18 protein-coding genes are annotated in these 20,313 nt (G+C 71.7%); 6 read left to right on the forward strand and 12 right to left on the reverse strand.

Going from position 1 to position 20,313, the window contains the following annotated elements:
• Positions 1–214 precede the first annotated feature (214 nt).
• Positions 215–835: a DUF402 domain-containing protein gene (locus tag OH804_RS21165; protein ID WP_196921526.1), complete on the reverse strand. Its 621-nt coding sequence runs from the start codon at positions 833–835 to the stop codon at positions 215–217.
• A 49-nt stretch (positions 836–884) separates the two neighbouring features.
• Positions 885–2,291, reverse strand: a complete 1,407-nt coding sequence (proS, locus tag OH804_RS21170; protein WP_196921525.1) for a proline--tRNA ligase — start codon at positions 2,289–2,291, stop codon at positions 885–887.
• 206 nt (positions 2,292–2,497) lie between these two features.
• On the opposite strand from proS, the gene OH804_RS21175 reads away from it, so the two are divergent.
• Entirely contained in the window at positions 2,498–3,100 is a 603-nt protein-coding gene (locus OH804_RS21175) for a TetR family transcriptional regulator (RefSeq protein ID WP_406059042.1), read from the forward strand.
• 188 nt (positions 3,101–3,288) lie between these two features.
• Here OH804_RS21175 and OH804_RS21180 read toward each other — a convergent pair whose 3' ends face one another.
• The 10 genes from OH804_RS21180 to ftsY all read right to left on the reverse strand — a co-directional run bounded on the left by OH804_RS21180 (position 3,289) and on the right by ftsY (position 15,138).
• Positions 3,289–4,368 carry an amidohydrolase family protein gene (locus OH804_RS21180; protein WP_406059044.1) on the reverse strand — a complete coding sequence of 360 codons (1,080 nt, stop codon included), beginning with the start codon at positions 4,366–4,368 and terminating at the stop codon, positions 3,289–3,291.
• Between the two features lie 18 nt (positions 4,369–4,386).
• Complete coding sequence (locus OH804_RS21185; RefSeq protein WP_406059046.1) at positions 4,387–4,965, reverse strand: Uma2 family endonuclease; 579 nt, start codon at positions 4,963–4,965, stop codon at positions 4,387–4,389.
• 68 nt (positions 4,966–5,033) lie between these two features.
• Entirely contained in the window at positions 5,034–6,593 is a 1,560-nt protein-coding gene (gene ffh / locus OH804_RS21190; RefSeq protein ID WP_406059048.1) for a signal recognition particle protein, read from the reverse strand.
• A 114-nt stretch (positions 6,594–6,707) separates the two neighbouring features.
• Positions 6,708–7,364 carry a response regulator transcription factor gene (locus OH804_RS21195; protein ID WP_196921520.1) on the reverse strand — a complete coding sequence of 219 codons (657 nt, stop codon included), beginning with the start codon at positions 7,362–7,364 and terminating at the stop codon, positions 6,708–6,710.
• Positions 7,361–8,515 carry a sensor histidine kinase gene (locus OH804_RS21200; protein ID WP_231392545.1) on the reverse strand — a complete coding sequence of 385 codons (1,155 nt, stop codon included), beginning with the start codon at positions 8,513–8,515 and terminating at the stop codon, positions 7,361–7,363. The genes OH804_RS21195 and OH804_RS21200 overlap by 4 nt, the downstream gene beginning before the upstream one ends.
• Before the next feature lie 225 nt (positions 8,516–8,740).
• Positions 8,741–11,017 carry a [protein-PII] uridylyltransferase gene (locus tag OH804_RS21205; protein WP_406059051.1) on the reverse strand — a complete coding sequence of 759 codons (2,277 nt, stop codon included), beginning with the start codon at positions 11,015–11,017 and terminating at the stop codon, positions 8,741–8,743.
• A gap of 17 nt (positions 11,018–11,034) precedes the next feature.
• Positions 11,035–11,373 (reverse strand): P-II family nitrogen regulator, encoded by a 339-nt coding sequence (locus OH804_RS21210; RefSeq protein WP_172862163.1) that lies wholly within the window; start codon positions 11,371–11,373, stop codon positions 11,035–11,037.
• Positions 11,374–11,398: 25 nt separating this feature from the next.
• Positions 11,399–12,811 (reverse strand): ammonium transporter, encoded by a 1,413-nt coding sequence (locus OH804_RS21215; RefSeq protein ID WP_196921517.1) that lies wholly within the window; start codon positions 12,809–12,811, stop codon positions 11,399–11,401.
• A 275-nt stretch (positions 12,812–13,086) separates the two neighbouring features.
• Positions 13,087–13,950, reverse strand: a complete 864-nt coding sequence (locus tag OH804_RS21220) for an aminoglycoside phosphotransferase family protein (protein ID WP_196921516.1) — start codon at positions 13,948–13,950, stop codon at positions 13,087–13,089.
• Between the two features lie 6 nt (positions 13,951–13,956).
• Positions 13,957–15,138 carry a signal recognition particle-docking protein FtsY gene (gene ftsY, locus OH804_RS21225; protein WP_124821282.1) on the reverse strand — a complete coding sequence of 394 codons (1,182 nt, stop codon included), beginning with the start codon at positions 15,136–15,138 and terminating at the stop codon, positions 13,957–13,959.
• Between the two features lie 151 nt (positions 15,139–15,289).
• Between ftsY and OH804_RS21230 the strand changes: the two genes are divergently transcribed.
• From OH804_RS21230 to OH804_RS21250, 5 genes are all read left to right on the forward strand, one after another.
• Positions 15,290–17,017, forward strand: coding sequence for an alkaline phosphatase D family protein (locus OH804_RS21230; RefSeq protein ID WP_406059054.1), 1,728 nt, complete (start codon positions 15,290–15,292; stop codon positions 17,015–17,017).
• 9 nt (positions 17,018–17,026) lie between these two features.
• Positions 17,027–17,467: a MarR family winged helix-turn-helix transcriptional regulator gene (locus OH804_RS21235; RefSeq protein ID WP_238661343.1), complete on the forward strand. Its 441-nt coding sequence runs from the start codon at positions 17,027–17,029 to the stop codon at positions 17,465–17,467.
• Positions 17,468–17,612: 145 nt separating this feature from the next.
• Positions 17,613–19,232, forward strand: coding sequence for an MDR family MFS transporter (locus tag OH804_RS21240; protein WP_406059057.1), 1,620 nt, complete (start codon positions 17,613–17,615; stop codon positions 19,230–19,232).
• A gap of 9 nt (positions 19,233–19,241) precedes the next feature.
• Positions 19,242–19,736 (forward strand): universal stress protein, encoded by a 495-nt coding sequence (locus OH804_RS21245; RefSeq protein WP_231392544.1) that lies wholly within the window; start codon positions 19,242–19,244, stop codon positions 19,734–19,736.
• A 44-nt stretch (positions 19,737–19,780) separates the two neighbouring features.
• On the forward strand, positions 19,781–20,302 hold the full coding sequence (locus OH804_RS21250) for a DinB family protein (RefSeq protein ID WP_196921512.1): 522 nt from the start codon (positions 19,781–19,783) through the stop codon (positions 20,300–20,302).
• Positions 20,303–20,313: the final 11 nt, after the last annotated feature.

Here is a 20,313-nt window from a genome sequence, read left to right on the forward strand (position 1 = left end):
GTTGCGATCTCACCGGCCCAGGCGGGCGGTGTGCATGGGTGAGCGCCGACCGGACCCGTGGGGTTGGGCCGGAGACTACTCGGTGGACTGGCGACGTGCCCGGGTTAGAGGGCGCCGGACGCGCGCCGGATACCAGCGACCCATTCTGCCAGATCCGCTGCCGATCGCACGCATCGGACCCGTACCCCGCATCGTCGGTGACCGGGAACACCGCTCAACGCACCGGCGGACGGTCCCATCCCGGCGGAAGCTTGTCCGGTACGCCCCATTTCGACGGGGCTACGAAGTCACACCAGGTGCCGTCGAACGGGAACTCGCCGGCCTCGGCGAGCGCGATCACCCGCTCCCCCTCGGCGCGAACCGCCTTCTCGTCGGTCACCCAGTAGTCGGCGCCGAAGGCGAGCCGCTCGACGAACTCGTCCTCGTCCTTCCACTCCCACCTGCGGTCCGGCCACACCACCACGTCCAGGTCCTGGTCCACCACGTCGACGCCGGCCACCGGGCCGTCGTCCCAGCGGACACCGGGCTCCTCCAGGTTGACGTACCAGTGGGCGAACCGGCCCTGGGCGTCGGAGAACCACCAGACGGAGTGCGCCGCCCCGGTGGGCAGGAACTTCAACAGCGGCGGGCCGTTCCAGCGCCCCTCCGCCAACCGGTACGTCGACGAGATCCACTCGGCGAACGGCATCGCCCGCATCCCCAGCCCGGCCTCGGTCACCTCGTGGGCGACCGGCGAGTCCCGGGCGATCCAGACCAGCAACCCTCGATCGTCGTCGCTGACCACGCGGGCCGGCCGGACCCACCCGATCCGGCCGTGCCGCACGTTCCGATGCATGATCAGCCGACCCGGCTCGAACCGGTCGACGGGGTTGCCCGGCCGCACCTCAGTAGGCGCGGGCGAGGATGGCGATCAGATCCGGCTCGTCCTCCGAGTCCGGTACCGAACCGTCGGCGCGCAGCAGGCAGCGCACCGTGACGCCCTGACCGTTCGCCTCCGCCTCGCCGGCCACGCCCACCGCCGACCACGGCACCCGTGCCCAGCCGGTCGCGGCGGCCTCGATCGCCTCGGCCAGGGTGGCCACCTCCACGGTGCGGGACTCGCGGTTGGCCAGCGCCTGGTCGTGCAGCACCTGCTGGTCGGTCTCCAGGGCGGCCAGTACCGCGGTGACCACGTCGGCCACCGGGGTCGGGGTCTTCGAACCGTCGGTCCGACGCACCACCGTCGCGTTGCCCACGGCCAGGTCACGGGGGCCGACCTCGACGCGTACCGGATAGCCGCGCAGCTCGGCGTCGACGGCCCGGCGGCCGAACGGGGTGTCGGTCCGATCGTCGAGCGCGACCCGGACACCGGCGTCGCGCAGGCCGTCGCGCAGCTTGGCCGCCGCCTCGCCGACGCCGTCGCCGTCCTTGACGATCATGACGTACGCCTGGATCGGCGCCAGCCTCGGCGGCACGCGCAGCCCGTTGTCGTCGCCGTGCGCCATGATCAGACCACCCAGCATCCGGGTGGACGTGCCCCAGGAGGTGGTCCAGGCATGCTCCCGGCCGCCCTCCTTGGAGGAGTAGCTGATGTCGAACGCCTTGGCGAAGTTCTGACCCAGCTCGTGGCTGGTGCCCAGCTGCAACGCCTTGCCGTCGCCCATCATGCCTTCGCAGGTGTACGTGGCCGTCGCGCCCGCGAACCGCTCACGCGCCGTCTTCAGGCCGACCACCACCGGAATGCCGATCACGTTGACCATCAGGTCCTCGTACGCCTCGTGCAGGATCCGCCGCGCGTACGCCCGGGCGTCCTCACGGGTGGCGTGCGCGGTGTGCCCCTCCTGCCAGAGGAACTCGCTGGTACGCAGGAAGATCCGCGGACGGAGCTCCCACCGGACCACGTTCGCCCACTGGTTGAGCAGCAGCGGCAGATCCCGGTACGAGTCGATCCACTTGGCCATGAACTCGCCGATGACCGTCTCGCTGGTCGGACGCACCACGATCGGCTCGGCCAGGGGCTTGCCACCACCGTGGGTGACGACCGCCAGCTCCGGCGAGAAGCCCTCGACGTGCTGCGCCTCGCGCTTGAGGTAACTCTCCGGGATGAACAACGGGAAGTACGCGTTCTCCGCACCCGCCGCCTTGATCCGAGCGTCCATCTCAGCCTGCATACGCTCCCAGATGGCGTAGCCGGCCGGTCGGATGACCATGGTGCCGCGAACCGGGCCGTTGTCGGCCAGCTTCGCCTTGGCGATCAGGTCCTGGTACCAGCGGGGGAAATCCTCCGCACGGGGAGTGAGCACGCGTGCCATGACCGCACATCCTATGCGCCACGCGGGCGGACACCGCGTCCGGGAGTCGCCACGCCATGCCGTGCCCCTCCGCCGACGGGCCGCGACGACGCCGGGCAGGTCGACGAAGCCGACGGACCGACGGTGCCGGACGGACCGACGGTGCGGCCGGGCGGGCGACGACGACGCTGGGCGGGCCGAGGGTGCGGCCGTAGAATTCGACCACCATGGCTACATCGACGGACTCCCCCCGCCAGCGGCTGCGGGACACGATCGTGGACGCCGCCCGCGCGCGGACCATCGCCGCCGGGTGGGACGCGGTCCGGATGGGCGGGGTGGCCACCACGGCCGGGGTGAGCCGGCAGACCGTCTACAACGAGTTCGGTAACAAGGCGGGCCTCGCCGAAGCGCTCGCCCGCGCCGAGGTGGACCGGTTCGTCGGCGACGTTCGCGACGCGCTGCTCGCACACGGCTCCGACGTACGGGCCGGCGCGTACGCCGCCATCGCGCGCACCCTCTCCACAGCGTCGGACAACCCGCTGGTCAAGGCGATCCTGACCAGCGCCCGAGGGGGGTCGGACGAGCTACTGCCGTACCTCACCACCCGCGCCGAGGTGGTCCTCACCGAGGCGTCCGGCGCGCTGATCGACTGGGCCGGCGACCACCTGCCCGGGGCGGACCAGGCCGCGCTGGCCTTCGCCGCCGACACCATCGTCCGCCTGGTGGTCAGCCACATCGTGCTCCCCCGCGAACCGATCGAGCAGACCGCGACGGCCCTCGCCGACCTTGCCGTACGCCTCTTCAGCGCCGCCGCCCGCCCAGCCCTCTGACCCTCCGCGCCCACGCCCCGCCCCGCACCGCACCGCCCCAAGATCCGAGCAACGTCTCGGATGTTGCTGCCTCAGGCGCGCGGGAGGCAGCAACATCCCCGATGTTGCGCGGATCTTCGTCGTCGATCTCGCCGCACACCACGATCGTGCTCGATCCTGGATGTCGTGGCATCCCCCGAACGCCGAGGTCAGCGGATGACGCGGCCGCGGAGGATCGTGCGGGACGGGGCCCGGACGACGCGCAGGTCGCTACGGGGGTCTTCGGGGTAGACGGTCAGGTCGGCGAGGCCGCCTTCGACCAGGCCGGGGAAGCCGAGCCATTCGCGGGCGCCCCAGGAGGCGGCGGCGAGGACGTCGGTGGGTGCCATGCCGGCCTGTTCGTGCAGCAGCAGCATCTCCTCGGCGGCCAGCCCGTGGTCGATGCCGCCTCCGGCGTCGGTGCCCACGTAGATCGGCACCCCAGCCTCGTGCGCGGCACGCACCACCTCGGGGAAGCCGTCGCGCAGCGCGAGCATGTGCTCGGCGTACCCGGGGAACTTGCCCCGCGCCTGCTCGGCGATCCCCCCGAAGGTGGCAATGTTGATCATTGTGGGGACCAGCGCGGTGCCCTGGCGGGCCATCTCGTCGATCAGGTCGAGGCTGAGCCCGGTGCCGTGCTCCACCGAGTCGACGCCGGCCCGCACCATGATCTCGACGGCCGACTCGGAGAAGGTGTGCACCGCGGCGCGTACCCCGGCTTTGTGCGCGGCCTGGACTGCCGCGGTGAGGGTGTCCGCGTCCCAGGCCGGCGCGAGGTCACCAACGCCCCTGTCGATCCAGTCGCCGACCAGCTTGACCCAGCCGTTGCCGGCCCGCGCCTGCGCGGCCACCATGGCCGCCACGTCGGTGGCGTCGACCTCCACGCCGATGTCGCGCAGGTAGCGCTTCGGCGGGGCGACATGCTGGCCCGCGCGGGCCAGTCGCGGTAGGTCCGGCTCGTCGTCGAGTTCCGGGTACGGGTACGGCGAGCCGGCGTCCCGGATCGCCAGCACCCCGGCGTCCCGGTCGACGTGGGCCAACTCGCGGGCCTGGTCGAGCGAGGTGATCGGGGCGCCACCTCGGGCGATGCCGATGTGGCAGTGCGCGTCGACAAGCCCGGGCAGGACGAAGCCACCGTCGACGACTGTCTCCGCACCGGGCACCGGGGTGAAGGTCACCCGGTCGCCGACCAGCCAGAGATCCCGGACCTCGTCGTCGGGGAGCAGCACACCGCGCACGTGAAGAGCCATGCGCACAGTCCTACCCGATCACTCCTCGTCGGGGGCGAGCAGGTCGTTCTTCCGGGTGGTCAGGGCGGGCAGGTCCACGGAGACCTTCCACGGCTGCTCGGTGACGAACAGGTCCTCGGTGTGGGCGACCTGCTCGTACTCCCGGTTGGCGCCAAGGGTGTACTCGGTGAGCGTGACGCGCTCCTGGAGCGGGTCCACCACCCAGTAGGACCGGACGCCGGCGTGCGCGTAGACCTTCGCCTTGTCGTACATGTCGCGGAAGGTGGAGGTCGGCGAGACGACCTCCACGGCGAGCAGGGCGTCCTCGACCGGGACGGGGGACCGGCCGGCGTGCTTGCGGCGGATGACCACCACGTCGGGGCGCGGCTCGTTGCGCCGGTCGACCCGCATGGACAGGTCGATGCTGACCAGGTATTCCGGCGGGCAGTTGACTTCGATGGCAAGCAGCAGTCGGACGCAGAGGTCCTGATGCACGGCAGTGGGGGACGGCACGATCAACCTTCCGTTGATCAGTTCGTACGGAAGGTCCTTCGGCAGATCACCGAGGTCGTCGACCGTCCACTCGTGCCGTTCGGGCAGGATCGGGGCCGCGGTCATGACATCTCCTTCCCGGGGGCGACATCACCCTAAGCGCCGGATCAGTCGCCCGCCGTCACCGACACGCGTCAGCGCGGGCCCTTGTCGCCGCCCTTGCCGAGCTTGTTGAAGTCGATCTTCGGGAGCTTGAAGCCGGGCGGGAGGCCCTGGCCGCCAGCGAGGTCGTTCGGGTCCATTCCCGGCGGGAGCTGCGGCATGCCACCCGGGAAGCCGCCCGGGAGCCCGGCGCCGGCCCCGGTACGCGGACGACCGCCGCCCTTGGTGCCCTTGCGCTTGTTCTTCGGCGACTTGGTCGCCTTGCGGCGGCCACCACCGGGCAGGCCCATCATGCCGCCCATCTGCTTCATCATCTTCTGCGCGTCGGCGAAGCGGTTGAGCAGCTGGTTGACGTCCATCACGGTGACCCCGGAACCGTTGGCGATGCGCGCCCGGCGGGAGCCGTTGATGATCTTCGGGTTGGTCCGCTCGCCCGGGGTCATCGACCGGATGATCGCGGTGACCCGGTCGAAGTGGCTGTCGTCCAGCTCGGAAAGCTGGTCCTTCATCTGCCCCATGCCGGGCATCATGGCCAGCACGTTCGCGATCGGGCCCATCCGCCGCACCGCGATGAGCTGGTCGAGGAAGTCGTCCAGGGTGAACTGCTCACCGCCCATCAGCTTGGCGGTCATCTTCTCCTTCTGATCGGAGTCGAAGGCCTGCTCGGCCTGCTCGATCAGAGTGAGGACGTCGCCCATGCCGAGGATCCGGCTGGCCATCCGGTCGGGGTGGAAGACGTCGAAGTCTTCCAACTTCTCACCGGTGGAGGCGAACAGGATCGGCTGCCCGGTGACCTCGCGGACCGACAGCGCGGCACCACCACGGGCGTCGCCGTCGAGCTTGGAGAGCACCACACCGGTGATGCCGACGCCGTCGCGGAACGCCTCGGCGGTGCGGACGGCGTCCTGACCGACCATCGCGTCGATGACGAAGATGACCTCGTCCGGCGAGACGGCGTCGCGGATGTCGGCGGCCTGCTGCATCATCTCGGCGTCGATGCCCAGGCGGCCGGCGGTGTCGACGATGACGATGTCGCGGGCGGCGCGCTTCGCGTGCTCGATCGACGCGCGGGCCACCTGCACCGGGTCACCGGTGCCGTTGCCGGGCTCCGGGGCGTACACCTCGACACCGGCCCGGCCACCGAGCACCTGGAGCTGCCCGACGGCGTTGGGGCGCTGGAGGTCGGCGGCGACGAGCAGCGGCTGGTGGCCCTGGCCCTTGAGCCAGCGGGCCAGCTTGCCGGCGAGGGTCGTCTTACCGGAACCCTGGAGGCCGGCCAGCATGATCACCGTAGGCGGCTGCTTGGCGAACTGGAGCCGTCGCCCCTCGCCGCCGAGCACCTTGATCAGCTCTTCGTTGACGATCTTGATGATCTGCTGGGCCGGGTTCAGCGCCTGGGAGACCTCGGCGCTGCGTGCGCGCTCCTTGACGGCCGCGATGAAGCCCTTGACCACCGGCAGCGCGACGTCCGCCTCCAGCAGCGCGAGGCGGATCTCGCGCGCGGTGGCGTCGATGTCGGCGTCGGTGAGCCGACCCTTGCCGCGGAGCTTGGTGAAGATCCCGGACAGGCGGTCACTCAAGGTGTCAAACACGCGAACATCCCGTTTGTCAGTGTTCCGGCGGGCACAACGCGGCCGGCACTGCGGAGTCCGGCCACCGCTAGGGTAACCGCCCGGCCGTAGGGCCGCTGTCGCCCGGCCCGGGCCTCACCCCGACACCAACCCCGACTGGTACGCGAACACCACGAGCTGGGCCCGATCCCGGGCTCCCAGCTTGCCCATCGCCCGGCTGACGTGGGTCCGCGCGGTCGCCGGGCTGACCACCAACTGTGCGGCGATCTCCTCGTTGTTCAGGCCCTCACCGACCAGGCCGACGACCTGACGTTCCCGGTCGGTCAGGGTGTCCAGCCGGGGGTGCGGGCGAAGCACCCGGGACGGCCGGGTGGCGAACTCGCGCACCACCCGACGGGTCACCGACGGCGACAGCAGCGCCTCCCCCTCGGCGACGAGCCGGATGGCGCGCAGCAGCTCGGCGGGCCTGGTGTCCTTGGTGAGGAACCCGCTCGCACCGTGCCGCAGTGCGTCGAAGACGTACTCGTCCAGCTCGAAGGTGGTGAGCACCACCACCCGGGTACCGGTCAGGTCGGGGTCGGCGACGATACGACGGGTCGCCTCGATGCCGTCGATGCCGGGCATCCGGATGTCCATCAGCACCACGTCCGGCCGCTCCTGACGGGCCAACTCGACCGCCCGCAGCCCGTCGGACGCCTCGCCGGCCAGCGCCAGGTCGTCCTCGCTCTCCACCAGCGCGCGCAGCCCGAGCCGGACCAGGTCCTGGTCGTCGGCGATCAGCACCCGGATCACGTGGCCGGCTCCACGGGCAGACCGGCGTACACCCGGAACCCGCCTCCGGCGCGCGGCCCGGTGGTCAACCGTCCGCCCAGCGCCGCGACCCGCTCGCGCATCCCGGCCAGACCGTGACCGCCCTCGTCGTCCGTCGGACCTGTCGTGGCACCCGCCCCCTGGTCGGTGACCTCGACGGTCAGCTCGTCGGCGCGGTAGTCCACTGTCACCTCAGCGCTCGCCACCCCCGCGTGACGCAGCACGTTTGTCAACGCCTCCTGCACCACCCGGTACGCGGCCAGGTCGACAGCGGCCGGCAACTCCCGGGGGTCACCGACCACGCGCACCTCGACGGCGAGCCCCGCCCCGGCGAGCCGGTCGCGCAACGCGGGGAGCCGGGCCAGGCCGGGTACCGGCTCACGCTCGGCACCCCGCCGCACCGCACCCAGGGTGACCCGCAGCTCGTCCAACGCCTCGCGGCTGGTCCGGCTGATCGCGGTCAGTGCCACCTCCGCCTGCTCCGGGCGCTTCGGCAGCAGGTGCAGGGCGATCTCCGCCTGCATGCTGATCGCGGCGAGCCCGTGCCCGACCACGTCATGCACCTCCTGCGCGATGCGCAGCCGCTCCTCGTCGGCCTGCCGTCGCGCCTGTTCCGCACGGCCGCGGGCCTCTTCGGCACGGGTCCGCGCGGCCGCCTCACGACTCACCCGTACCACCACCCCCACCGCGAACGGTACGACCACCCAGGCCGACGCGGGCAGCACTCCCGTCCAACCCGGGGCCGGCCCCCGGCCGAGGAAGACGTGCGCCAACAACAGGACGAACGCGCCACCGGTGGCGAGCGCCGCCGGGCGTACCGGCAACCAGACGGCCACTGTGTACACAGCGACCAGGAACGCGATCAGGATCGGTCCGTACGGGTAACCGATCAGCAGGTACGTCGAGGTCGCCACGGTGACCACCGCGAGGGTGGCGACCGGGGCGCGTCGCCGGACCAGCAGGGCGAGCGCGGCGACGGCGATCAGCGCCCGACAGGCGGCGTCCACCGGCCTCGACCCCGGCTGGTTGTCCGCGGCCAGACCGGTGGCGAGCAGCCCGAACCCGAGCAGCACCAGGGCGAGCGCGGCATCCGCCGCCGCCTCCGGCCACCGCCACCGCCCACCTCGTCGCATGGCCGTCATTCTGCCCGCGCCAACGCCACTCGACGTGCGTCCACGAGCGGCACCGCCCCTACGCCCCCGGACGTACCCCGCCGCCCCGTCTCATCCCACCCCTCGCCCCCGCGATCTTGCACTTTGTGCCACCACTATGCGGCTTTTGCGCGGTACGCCGGGACACTAAGTGCAAGATCGACGCGGGAGTGCGGGGGCGGGGCGCGGGAGTGCGGGGCGGGGCGGTTAGACGGCGGCTAGGACCGCGGCCTCCAGGCGGGCCCGGGTGGCGTCGTCCGGCCAACCGCCGACCAGGTAGAAGGCGTCGACCACGTCGGCGCCGAGGGTGGAGATGCGGGCCGCGCGGACCAGGGCACCGGCCTCGTCGAGCGCGCAGGCGACCCGGTAGAGCAGCCCGGCGGCGTCGGCGGCGCGCAGTTCCAGCAGTACGGCGTCGGTGGCCGCCTCGCGGTGCCAGACCACCCGGGGAGCCGCGCCGCCGCCCCGGCTGGCGAGCGCACGGCCGCGCAGCCGTTGGGTGACCGACACGTCGCCGGCGACCGCCCGGCGCAGGTCGGCGCGGAGCGGGACCGGGTCCGGCGGGAGGCCGTAGCGGGGCTGTACCCGGCATTCGACGAGGGCCCGACCGTCGACGGCGGAGGCGTCCGCGGAGATCACTTCCAGTCGGTGCAGCGCCAGGCAGCCGGCCACAGTGGCGAGCAGACCCCGCCGGTCGGCCGCCGCGACCGACACCCGGTCGCCGGTCAGGTGGACGACCGGCAATGGCCCGGCCAGCAGCTCCGGGTCCGGGGCGGGCGGCTCGGGGAGTACGCCGGTGTCCAGCGCGGTACGGACCCGGGCGACCAGTTCGGCGACGAGTCGGCCCTTCCAGTCGGACCAGGCAGCCGGCCCGGTCGCCGCCGCGTCGGCGCGGACCAGGGCGTGCAGCAGGTCGAGGGTGCCCGTGTCGCCGACCGCCTCGGCCACCGAGGCGATGGTGACCGGGTCGCTCAGGTCCCGGCGGGTGGCCACGTCGGGCAGCAGCAGGTGCAGTCGGACCAGCTTGCCGATCAGCTCGACCTCCGGGGCGGGCAGACCGACCCTGGTGGCCACCGCCTGGGCAACCGGCACACCGACGGTGCTGTGGTCACCGGGGAGGCCCTTGCCGATGTCGTGCAGGAGGGCGCCGAGCAGCAGCAGGTCGGGGCGTTCCACCTCGCGGGCGTGCCGGCTGGCCTCGTGCGCGGCCTGCACGAGGTGCCGGTCGAGGGTGAAGCGGTGCACCGGGTTGTGCTGCGGCAGGCTGCGCAGCCGGGTCCACTCGGGGAGCCAGCCGTCGACCAGCCCGTACCGGTCGCTGGTCTCCCAGGCCGGCACCAGGCCGGCACCGGCGCCGAGCAGGGTGATCAGCGCGGCCCGGGCCTCGGCCGGCCAGGGGGCGGGCAGCGGCGGGCAGTACGCGGCCAGCCACTCGCAGGTGGCCCGCGCGATGGGGATTCGGGTCGTGGCGGACGCGGCGGCCACCCGCAGCGAGAGGCTCGGGTCGGGGCGCGCGCCGATCGCCGTGCGGGCGAGCACCAACTCGCCGTCGTGTTCGACCACGTCGCGGGCGACCGGGCGGCGGGCCGGGCGACCGTTCCCGCCCCGCGACCGGCCGGAGCGCAGCCGGTCGGCGGCGCGGAAGGCGTCGTCCAGGGCGTGGCTGACCGTACGGGCGTCACCGGCGACCCGACGCAGCAGCGCGTCGCCGTCTTCCAGGTCGAGCAGTGTGGCCACTCCGTCGCGTTCCTGAGCGACCAGCCGGTCGACCCGTCGGCCGACCTGCTGGTGCAGCGCGTCGCGGGTGTCCAACAAACGCAGGTGGGCGGCGCGTACGGCGGGACGCAGCGCGTCGGTGATGCCGGCGGCGGAGATCGCCCGCAGCAGCCCCACGTCGCGCAGACCTCCGGCGGCCTCCTTGAGGTCGCCCTCCAGCAGGAACGCCAACTCGCCGTGGGCCTGCCAGCGGGCCTCGGTGACCTCCCGCAGGCCGGGCAGGTGCCGGACGGCGGTGCGCCGCCAGTGATCGGCGGCGGTACGGATCAGCGCGTCGGCCAGCGCCTGGTCCCCCACGACAAGCCGGGCGTCGAGCAGCCCGAGGGCCACCTTGACGTCGTCCTGCGCCACCGAGAGCGCCTCGGCGACGGTGCGGACGGAATGGTCGAGCCGCAGGCCGGCGTCCCAGATCGGGTACCAGACGGAGGCGGCCAACTCGTCGGTGCCGGGCACCCCGGCGTGCACCAGCACCAGGTCGAGGTCGCCGTACGGGGCGCACTGCCGCCGGCCCAACCCCCCGACCGCCAGCAGCGCCACCCCGTCCCGCTCCGGCAGCAAACCCCGCAGAAACGAGTCGTACGCGGCAGCGCGCCCCCGCCGAGCGGCTTCCCCGATCCCCCCGGGAACGCCGACGACCTCGTTGATCAAGAGGTTCGCGTCGCCGTCATCGGCGGGTCCTGACGCGTTCTTCTTGATCAACGAGGTCATGTCGTTAGTGGTCGCGGTCAGAGGGCGTCGAGGCCGCGTTCGCCGGTACGTACCCGGACGACCTCTTCGACACCGGTGACCCAGACCTTGCCGTCACCGATCTTGCCCGTGCGGGCCGCTCCGACGATGGCGTCCACCACCTTGTCGACGTCGATCTCGTCGGTGAGCACCTCTACCCGGATCTTGGGCAGGAACTCGACCGTGTACTCGGCACCCCGGTAGACCTCGGTGTGCCCCTTCTGCCGCCCGTACCCCTGAACCTCGCTGACGGTCAGCCCGGCCACCCCGAGGGCGTGCAGGGCCTCCTTCACAGCGTCCAGTTGGTACGGCTTGATGACTGCGGTCACCAGCTTCATGTCCAACCCCTCCATCCCAGGAACGTTAACCGGCGACCTTTTCGCTGACCGGCTCGGCGGGCTCCGCCTCCGGCTTGGCGCCGCTCGTCGTGCTGCCACCGGGGGTGCCGATGCCGGCCATCGCGAACGCGCCGCCCGTGCCGCCACCGGCCGGGGACAGGTCGTAGCTGCTCTCGGCGTGCTCGCCGATGTCGATGCCCTCGACTTCGGCCTCGGCCTTGACCCGGAACCCGATGGTCTTCTCGATGACGAAGGCGAGCACCCAGGCGATGCCGAACGACCAGACGGTGACGATCAGGCCGGCGAGGGCCTGCCGCCCGAGCTGGGTCGCGCCGCCGCCGTAGAAGAGACCGTCGGAGGCGCCCACCACGTCGGTGATCGCGGCGTTAACCGAGTTGGTGGCGAAGAGACCGAGCCAGAGCGAGCCGATCCAACCACCGACGAAGTGCACGCCGACCACGTCGAGCGAGTCGTCGTAGCCGAGCTTGTACTTGAGGCTGACGGCGAGCGCGCACACCACGCCGGCGACGATGCCGAGCAGGACGGACGCCCACGGTGCGATGAAGCCACAGGCCGGGGTGATGGCGACCAGACCGGCGACTGCGCCGGACGAGGCGCCGACCATCGTCGGCTTACGGTCCTTGACCCACTCGACTGCGATCCAGCCGAGCACCGCCGCCGCCGTGGCGAGCTGGGTGTTGATGAAGGCGAGGCCGGCGACCGAGTCGACGGTCAGCTCCGAGCCGGCGTTGAACCCGAACCAGCCGAACCACAGCAGACCCGCACCGAGCGCGACCAGCGGGATGTTGTGCGGCTTCATGCCCTCACGCGGCCAACCGAGCCGCTTGCCGAGGACCAGGGCCACGGCCAGGGCCGCCGCACCGGCGTTGATGTGCACAGCGGTGCCACCGGCGAAGTCCAGCGCGTGGATGTCGGCGCCGATGATGCCGCCGCCCCACACCCAGTGCGCGACCGGGAAGTAGACCAGGGTGGCCCAGCCGAAGGCGAACAGCAGCCAGCCGGCGAACTTGGCCCGGTCGGCGATGGCACCGCTGATCAGCGCGACGGTGATCACCGCGAAGACCATCTGGAAGGCCATGAACACGTAGAGCGGGACCCCGATGCCGCTGGGGTTCTCCGCCGTGGCACCCCACAGGTCGGTCTCGGCGAGGAAGGTCTTGGTGCCGAGGTACGCGCCCGGGTCACCCCAGAAGCCGTTCACGTCGGTCCCGAAGGCGACGCTGAAACCGTAGAACCACCACAGAATAGAGATGAGCCCGATAGCCGAGAAGCTCATCATCATCATGTTGAGTACGCCCTTGGCCCGGTTGAGGCCGCCGTAGAACAGCGCCAGTCCGGGGGTCATGAGCAGCACGAGCGCGGTCGAAACCAGCAGCCACGTGGTATTGGCGCCGTCGATCGTCGGTGCTTCAGGCACGCTGGCCTCCTAAAGGTGAAGTCCTCCTTCGCGGCTTTCCGGGGCAGCGTCGCCCGTAGGCCGGTTGCGCGGAAGCTTCGCGGCCGGCTGTTTCACTTTGGGTCCCGTGCGGGTTTCCGTTTCGTGACGGGTTGTTTCGGACGTGTCACCAACTCCGCACAGTCAGCAGCATGGACGACTGTGGATCGACCGGACGGCGCGCGTCGATGGCTGACCGGTCAGCGGCATCGACCGGTGCGCTCGACGGGACCGGCCGAGCATCGACCGAAAGGCACTCAGCGGAGGGCGTTCTCCAGAGCGTGCCGCTCGTAGTCGAGCAGCCGCAGATCGCGCATCGGCCGACGCAGGTGGCCCTTGTGCACGATTCGGACGAACGCCGGCTCACCGGCGGCGGCCATCCGGCGGATCCCCTCGACGTGGTCCACGATCCGTTTGCGGATGGTCCGGATCAGCCGGTGCCGGTCCCGGGGGATCAGCCCGTACGCGTCGGCGAAGAGCCGGAGCCGGCGCGGCCGGTCCGGGTGCTTCCAGCCCAGGGTGATCGAGTCGCGGTCCGCGAAGATCGGCACCCAGGTCCAGGCCGCGTACGCCACGTCGTAGATGCGGGCCCCGGGCGAGGCGAGGTCGAAGTCGATCAGCCCGAGGGTGCCGTCCGGACGCCAGATGACGTTGTGCGGCGCGGCGTCGTGGTGGCAGATCACCTCGGTGTCCGGTGGTGGGGGCCCGAACGAGCGCCAGACCGCCGACTGCGGAGGGGTGAAGCCGTACTGCGCGTCGTGGAACATCCGCAGCATGGTGGCGACGGTGACCAGGGCCTCGTCGGTCACCCAGTGCGGGGCGAGCGGATATTCTCCGCACTCCCCCTCCAGGTACGACAGCACCTCACGGTTGCGCTCGTCCATCCCGAGCGCCCGGGGGGCGCCGGTGAACCCCACGTACTCCAGGTGGCGCAGCAGCGCGTGCACGGACGGGGTCCACGGTCCGGCGTTGCGCCGGACCGTGTCACCCACGCGGACAACGGTGCTCACGTTGCCGCCGTGCAGCGGGATCTCCTGCGAAGTCACGTACGGTCTCCCGAGGCGCTGCGAAGGATGGCCGGGGTCGCGCCAGCCCGCGTACGCGCGATCGTCAGTGGTCACCCGAGACTACGCGTCCCGGCCGGTGGCCTCGGTCCCCAGCAACGCGTCGACGAACTGCGCCGGGTCGAACGGGGCCAGGTCGTCCTTGCCTTCGCCGAGGCCGACCAGCTTCACGGGGATGCCGAGCTTGCGCTGTACGGCGATCACGATGCCGCCCTTGGCGGTGCCGTCGAGCTTGGTCAGCACGACTCCGGTCACGTTGACCACGTCGGTGAAGACCCGGGCCTGCTCCAGGCCGTTCTGCCCGGTGGTGGCGTCCAGGATGAGCAGTGTCTCGTCGATCGGGCCCTGCTTCTCCACCACGCGCTTGACCTTGCCCAGCTCGTCCATCAGGCCGACCTTGTTCTGCAGGCGGCCGGCGGTGTCGATGAGCACGGTGTCCACGCCGGTGTCGATGCCGCGCTTGACGGCGTCGAAGGCGACGCTGGCCGGGTCGGCGGCCTCGGGTCCGCGGACGGTCTCCGCGCCGACGCGCGAGCCCCAGGTCTCGAGCTGGTCTGCCGCGGCGGCCCGGAAGGTGTCCGCCGCGCCGAGCAGCACGCTGCGACCGTCGGCCACCAGCACCCGGGCGATCTTGCCGCAGGTGGTGGTCTTGCCGGCGCCGTTGACGCCGACGACCAGGACCACCGCCGGCACGCCGTCCTTGGGGGCGGTCCGCAACGAGCGGTCCAGGCTCGGGTCGAGCGCGTTGACCAGTTCGGCGGCGAGCAGTGCCCGCAGCTCGGAGGCCGAGCGGGTGCCGAGCACCCGGGTGCGCTCGCGGAGCCGGTCGACGATGTCGCGGGTGGCGTCGACGCCCACGTCGGCGGTGATCAGGCTGTCCTCGATCTCCTCCCAGACGTCCTCGTCGAGGTGGTCGCGGGCGAGCAGGCCGAGCAGGCCCTTGCCGAACACGTTCTGTGAGCGGGACAGCCGCGAGCGGAGCCGGACAAGCCGCCCGGCGGTCGGCTCGGGGACCTCGACCTGCGGTTCGAGCACCGGCGGCGGCTCGACCAGGACGCCGGTGGACAGATCGGACTCCGGTGCCTCGACCGGCGGTCCGGCGAGATCCTCCTCGGCCCTGGTGTCGACCTCGGTGCGCGGCAGCGGGGGCTCGGGCCGCCGCCGCAAGCGCGGCACGACCAGCCCGACTGTGCCGGCGATCAGCACACCGAGCAGGACCAGAGCGAGGACGAGATATTCGGCCATGCCGGAATCCTGTCAGATGCGGACGGCGGCGTCCCAGCCACCGCACCCCGAGCCGCGCCTGGAGCCTCAGCCCACCGCTCCCAGGTGCGGCGCTGGGGGTCTCAGCACCGCACCCGGCCGGCACCGGCGAACCGGCGGTAGGCTCGGCCGCATGCCCGCCGCACACCTCCTCATCGGCCCACTTCTGCGGCGAGTGGTGGACACCCGGGCGACGATCTGGGTGGAGACGGCGGCGCCCGCCGTGGTCGCCGTCCGCACCGCCGGCGGCGCCACCGGCACCGCGCCCACCTTCTCGGCGTACGACCACCACTACGCCCTCGTGGTGGTGGAGGGGCTCACTCCGGACAGCGAGACCACCTACGAGGTGCTGGTCGACGACGAGATCGTCTGGCCGGTGCCGAGCAGCGGGTTCCCGCCGAGCGTGATCCGCACCCGGGCAGCCGACGATCGGGACCAGCCGGTCAGTCTGATCTTCGGCTCGTGCCGGGAGACCACCCAGCACGCCACCACCCGCAAGCTGCCGCCGGACGCGCTGGACGCGTACGCCCGACGGTTGATGGCCGACCCGGAGTCGAACCCGCTGCCGGACCTGCTGGTGCTGCTCGGTGACCAGGTCTACGCCGACGTCACCTCGCCCACGGTGCGGCGGCTGCTGCGTCGACGGCGGCGGCGGCCGAAGGGCGCCCCTGCCGACCAGGTGGTGAGCTTCGACGAGTACACCAAGCTCTACCTGGAGTCCTGGCGTGATCCGGAGATCCGCTGGCTGCTCTCCACGGTGCCGAGCGTGATGATCTTCGACGATCACGAGATCATCGACGACTGGAACACCTCGGCGGCGTGGCGGGCCGAGGTGCGCGAGCAGCCGTGGTGGCAGGAGCGGATCGGCAGTGGGCTCGCCTCGTACTGGGTCTACCAGCACCTGGGCAACCTCTCCCCCGACGAGATCGTCGCCGATCCGGTCTTCGCGAAGGTCGCCGCCGCCGAGGACGCCACCGGCGTGCTGCGCGAGTTCGGCCACCGGGTCGACCAGGAGTCCGACCTGGCGCACGACACCGAGCGTTGGCGCGCGGTGCAGTATCAGTGGAGCTACGCGCTGGACCTGGGCCGGACCCGGCTGGTCATGCTGGACAACCGGTGCAGCCGGGTGCTCGAGTCCAACAGCCGGGCGATGCTGCCGCCCGGCGAGTGGGCCTGGTTCCTCGACCAGGCGCACGGGGTCTACGACCACCTCGTGGTGGGCGCCTCGCTGCCCTGGTTGCTGCCGCAGGGCATCCACCACATCGAAGCCTGGAACGAGAAACTGGCGGACTCGCGCCGACAGTGGGTGGCGCGCGGGGCGGAGAAGCTGCGCCGCGCCCTGGACCTGGAGCACTGGGCGGCGTTCCGGCGGTCCTTCGAGGCACTCGCGGAGACGTTCGCCCGCATCGGCACCGGCACGCCGCGGCAGTCCGGCGCGCGGATCGGGGCCGGCCCGGCGTACGCGCCACCGGCGTCGATCAGCGTGCTCTCCGGTGACGTGCACCACTCGTACGTGGCGCGGGCCCGGTTCGCCGACCCGGCGGTGGTCACTCCGGTGCACCAGCTCACCTGTTCGCCGATCCACAACCAGGTGCCGGCGGGTATCCGTCCGCTGATGCGGTTGGGGTGGTCGCCCGGTCCGGCCGGGGCCACCCGGGCGCTGGCCCGTTCGGCGGGCGTACGCCGGCCGGGGGTGCGTTGGCGCAAGCTGGCCGGTCCCTACTTCGGTAACGCGGTCGCCACTCTGACCCATCAGGGGCGCGGGGCCGACGTGGTGATCGAGGGCACCACGAAGGACGGGCACCTACGCCCGGTGATGCGGCGTCGACTCTCCGGCGGCGGCGAGCCGACCGCGCCGTAGTCTCTACGCGTGGACGAGCACCTGCCGGAGCCGATCCGGGCGGTCGAGCACGAGTTGACCGCTCTGCTGCGCCGTGGTCGGGCGGTCTCCTGGGAGATCGCCCGGGAGGTGCACCCGAACCTGGAGCCGAACACCTACGGGTTGCTGCTCTGGTTGCGCCGTAGCGGGTCGATCCGGTTGACGGAGTTGGCGGCGCGGCTGGGCGTGGGCAAGGGGACGCTGAGCCGGCAGATCAACGCGTTGGAGGTCCTCGGCCTGGTCCACCGCGATCCCGATCCGAGTGACCGGCGGGCCGCGCAGATCAGCCTCACCGAGGAGGGGCAGCGCCGGTTCGACGTGGCGCGCGCGGCCCGGCTGGGCGAGTTCCTGCGTGCCCTCGACGGCTGGCCGGAGCGGGACGTCGAGGAGTTCGCCCGGCTGCTCGGCCGGTTCAACGACTCCTGGCAGTAGCGGCTGAGGCGAGGGAATAGGGCGTCGGTCCGACAAGTTGTTGCTTCAGGCAACCAAGGCTTACGGTTGCCTCAGGCAACTCACAGGCGGCCCGTGCGTACCAGCCCCGCCGTTCCACCTCGACTCCGCTCGGAGGCAACAAACGATGAGCCAGGCGACAGTGCCTCCCCAGGCGACCGCCGTGACCATGACCCACCGGCAGATCCTGGAAGCACTCTCCGGCCTGCTGCTGGGCCTGTTCGTCGCGATCCTCTCCTCCACTGTCATCTCGAACGCGCTGCCGCGGATCATCACCGAACTGCACGGCGGCCAGTCCGCGTACACCTGGGTGGTGACCTCGGCCCTGCTTGCGACCACCGCGACCACCCCCATCTGGGGCAAGCTGGCCGACCTGACCAGCAAGAAGACCCTGGTCCAGCTCGCCCTGGGGATCTACGTGCTGGGCTCGGTGCTCGCCGGTCTCGCCCAGGGCACCGGTGAGCTGATCGCCTGCCGGGTGCTCCAGGGCGTCGGCGTCGGCGGCCTCACCGCCCTGGCCCAGGTGATCATGGCCACGATGATCGCGCCCCGCGAACGCGGTCGCTACAGCGGCTACCTCGGCGCCGTGATGGCAGTGGGCACCATCGGCGGCCCGCTGATCGGCGGCGTCATCGTGGACACCTCCTGGCTCGGCTGGCGCTGGTGCTTCTACGTCGGCGTGCCGTTCGCCATCCTCGCGCTGATCGTGCTCCAGAAGACCCTGCACCTGCCGGTGGTCAAGCGGAAGGCCCAGATCGACTGGTGGGGCGCCACCCTGATCACCGCGGCCGTCTCGGTGCTGCTGATCTGGGTCTCGCTCGCCGGCGACCAGTTCGCCTGGACCTCCTGGCAGACCGCCGTCATGGTCGTCGGCGCGCTGGTCCTCGGCGCGCTGGCGATCCGGGTCGAGACCCGGGCCGCCGAGCCGATGATCCCGCCGCGGCTGTTCCGCAACCGCACCATCACCCTCGCCGTCGTCGCCAGCATCGCGGTCGGCGTGGGCATGTTCGGCGCGTCGATCTTCCTGGGCCAGTACTTCCAGATCAGCCGCGGTCAGAGCCCGACCATGTCCGGTCTGATGACCCTGCCGATGATCCTCGGCCTGCTGGTCGCGTCCACCGTCATCGGGCGGGTCATCACCAGGACCGGCCTCTGGAAGCGGTACCTGGTGATCGGGTCGGCGCTGCTCACCATCGGCTTCGCGCTGATGGGCACCCTCCGCGCCGACACCAGCTTCACACTGCTCAGCGTCTACATGCTGCTGATCGGCGTCGGCCTGGGCATGACCATGCAGAACCTGGTCCTCGCCGTACAGAACACCGTCGGCCCGCACGAACTCGGCGCGGCCAGCTCGGTGGTGGCGTTCTTCCGCAGCCTGGGTGGCGCGATCGGCGTCTCCGCCCTCGGCGCGGTCCTCGCCCACAAGGTGAAGGACTACACCGCCGACGGGCTGGCCCAGCTCGGTATCCCGGCCTCCAGCTCCGGCAGCGGCGGCGCCCTGCCCGACGTGCACACCCTGCCCGGCCCGCTGCGGGCCGTGGTGGAGAGCGCGTACGGCCACGGCGCCGGTGACATCTTCCTGGCCGCCGCCCCGTTCGCGCTGATCGCGCTGATCGCGGTGTCCTTCATCAAGGAGGTGCCGCTGCGCCAGCACAACGGCAACCCGGTTTCCGACGAGGTCGAGCGGGAATCGACTCTCGCCGCCGGCGCTGGCGCACCCGTGATCCGTACCGGCGAGCAGAGGTGAGGTAGAGCCATGGGCGTGGGAGCACCGGACCGCGAGGAGTACGGTCCCCGGACCCGACCGTTGCCCTTCGAGCGCGGCACGGACGGACCACGGGTGATCATGGTGGGCATCGACGGCACCCGCACCTCCGAGCGGGCCGGCTCCTACGCCGCCGGCCTGGCCCGTCGGCAGAGCGCCGCACTGGTGGTGGTCTTCGTCAGCTCACCCAGCGGGCTGACCGCCCTGGTGCCCGGGATGGACGCCGGCGCGGTCCAGCGCACCCACGACGAGTTGGCCGACGAGCTGCGCCGGGAGTGCCGGCGCGGGGCCGAGCAGTGGGGCATCCCGGTGACCCTGCTGGTGCGCCGCGGCGACGCGTACGGCGAACTGTGCGCGGCGGCCGACGAATTCCAGGCCGACATGCTGGTGGTCGGCGCCTCCGAGCAGGCCGGACACCGGCTGGTCGGCTCGGTCGCCACCCGGCTGGTCCGCGCCGGCCGCTGGCCCGTCGTCGTGGTGCCCTGATAACCCGTCGCGCAGTGTCCGAGGTGCCGGGCAGGATGCGCGGCATGACCTGGATCGCACCGGAGATCACCCGGACCCCCGAACCGTACGTCGGCGACGAGCGCACCATGCTCGACGGCTGGCTCGACTACCACCGACAGACACTGCTACTCAAGTGCGCCGGCCTGACCGAGGAGCAGTTGCGGACCCCGAGCGTGGAACCGTCCGGGCTGACCCTGCTCGGTCTGGTCCGGCACCTGGCCGAGGTCGAGGCCTGGTGGTTCCGGGAGAACTTCGCCGGCGAGCGTGTCGACTACCCGTACTTCACCCCGGAGAACCCGGACGCCGACCACGACGTCAGCGCCGCGAACGCCGAGGCCGACTTCGCCACCTTCCACAGCGAGGTGGCGCTGGCCCGCGAGGCCGCCGCCGGCCACTCGCTCGACGAGACGTTCACCGAGGTCGGCGCGAAGAAGCGCACCTTCAACCTGCGCTGGGTCTACGTGCACATGATCGAGGAGTACGCCCGGCACAACGGTCACGCCGACCTGATCCGGGAACGCATCGACGGCGTCACCGGCGAGTGACGAGCGGTCCC

Source organism: Micromonospora sp. NBC_00860 (assembly GCF_045207375.1).
In the GTDB taxonomy this organism is placed as follows: Bacteria; Actinomycetota; Actinomycetes; order Mycobacteriales; family Micromonosporaceae; genus Micromonospora; species Micromonospora vinacea.

What these genes read in the sequence shown, in the direction of transcription:
- OH804_RS21165 (WP_196921526.1), bottom strand. Translation starts at nt 835, where the DNA reads ATGCATCGGAACGTGCGGCACGGCCGGATCGGGTGGGTCCGGCCGGCC.
- proS (WP_196921525.1), bottom strand. Translation starts at nt 2,291, where the DNA reads ATGGCACGCGTGCTCACTCCCCGTGCGGAGGATTTCCCCCGCTGGTAC.
- OH804_RS21175 (WP_406059042.1), top strand. Translation starts at nt 2,498, where the DNA reads ATGGCTACATCGACGGACTCCCCCCGCCAGCGGCTGCGGGACACGATC.
- OH804_RS21180 (WP_406059044.1), bottom strand. Translation starts at nt 4,368, where the DNA reads ATGGCTCTTCACGTGCGCGGTGTGCTGCTCCCCGACGACGAGGTCCGG.
- OH804_RS21185 (WP_406059046.1), bottom strand. Translation starts at nt 4,965, where the DNA reads ATGACCGCGGCCCCGATCCTGCCCGAACGGCACGAGTGGACGGTCGAC.
- OH804_RS21200 (WP_231392545.1), bottom strand. Translation starts at nt 8,515, where the DNA reads ATGCGACGAGGTGGGCGGTGGCGGTGGCCGGAGGCGGCGGCGGATGCC.
- OH804_RS21205 (WP_406059051.1), bottom strand. Translation starts at nt 11,017, where the DNA reads ATGACCTCGTTGATCAAGAAGAACGCGTCAGGACCCGCCGATGACGGC.
- OH804_RS21210 (WP_172862163.1), bottom strand. Translation starts at nt 11,373, where the DNA reads ATGAAGCTGGTGACCGCAGTCATCAAGCCGTACCAACTGGACGCTGTG.
- ftsY (WP_124821282.1), bottom strand. Translation starts at nt 15,138, where the DNA reads ATGGCCGAATATCTCGTCCTCGCTCTGGTCCTGCTCGGTGTGCTGATC.
- OH804_RS21230 (WP_406059054.1), top strand. Translation starts at nt 15,290, where the DNA reads ATGCCCGCCGCACACCTCCTCATCGGCCCACTTCTGCGGCGAGTGGTG.
- OH804_RS21240 (WP_406059057.1), top strand. Translation starts at nt 17,613, where the DNA reads ATGAGCCAGGCGACAGTGCCTCCCCAGGCGACCGCCGTGACCATGACC.
- OH804_RS21245 (WP_231392544.1), top strand. Translation starts at nt 19,242, where the DNA reads ATGGGCGTGGGAGCACCGGACCGCGAGGAGTACGGTCCCCGGACCCGA.
- OH804_RS21250 (WP_196921512.1), top strand. Translation starts at nt 19,781, where the DNA reads ATGACCTGGATCGCACCGGAGATCACCCGGACCCCCGAACCGTACGTC.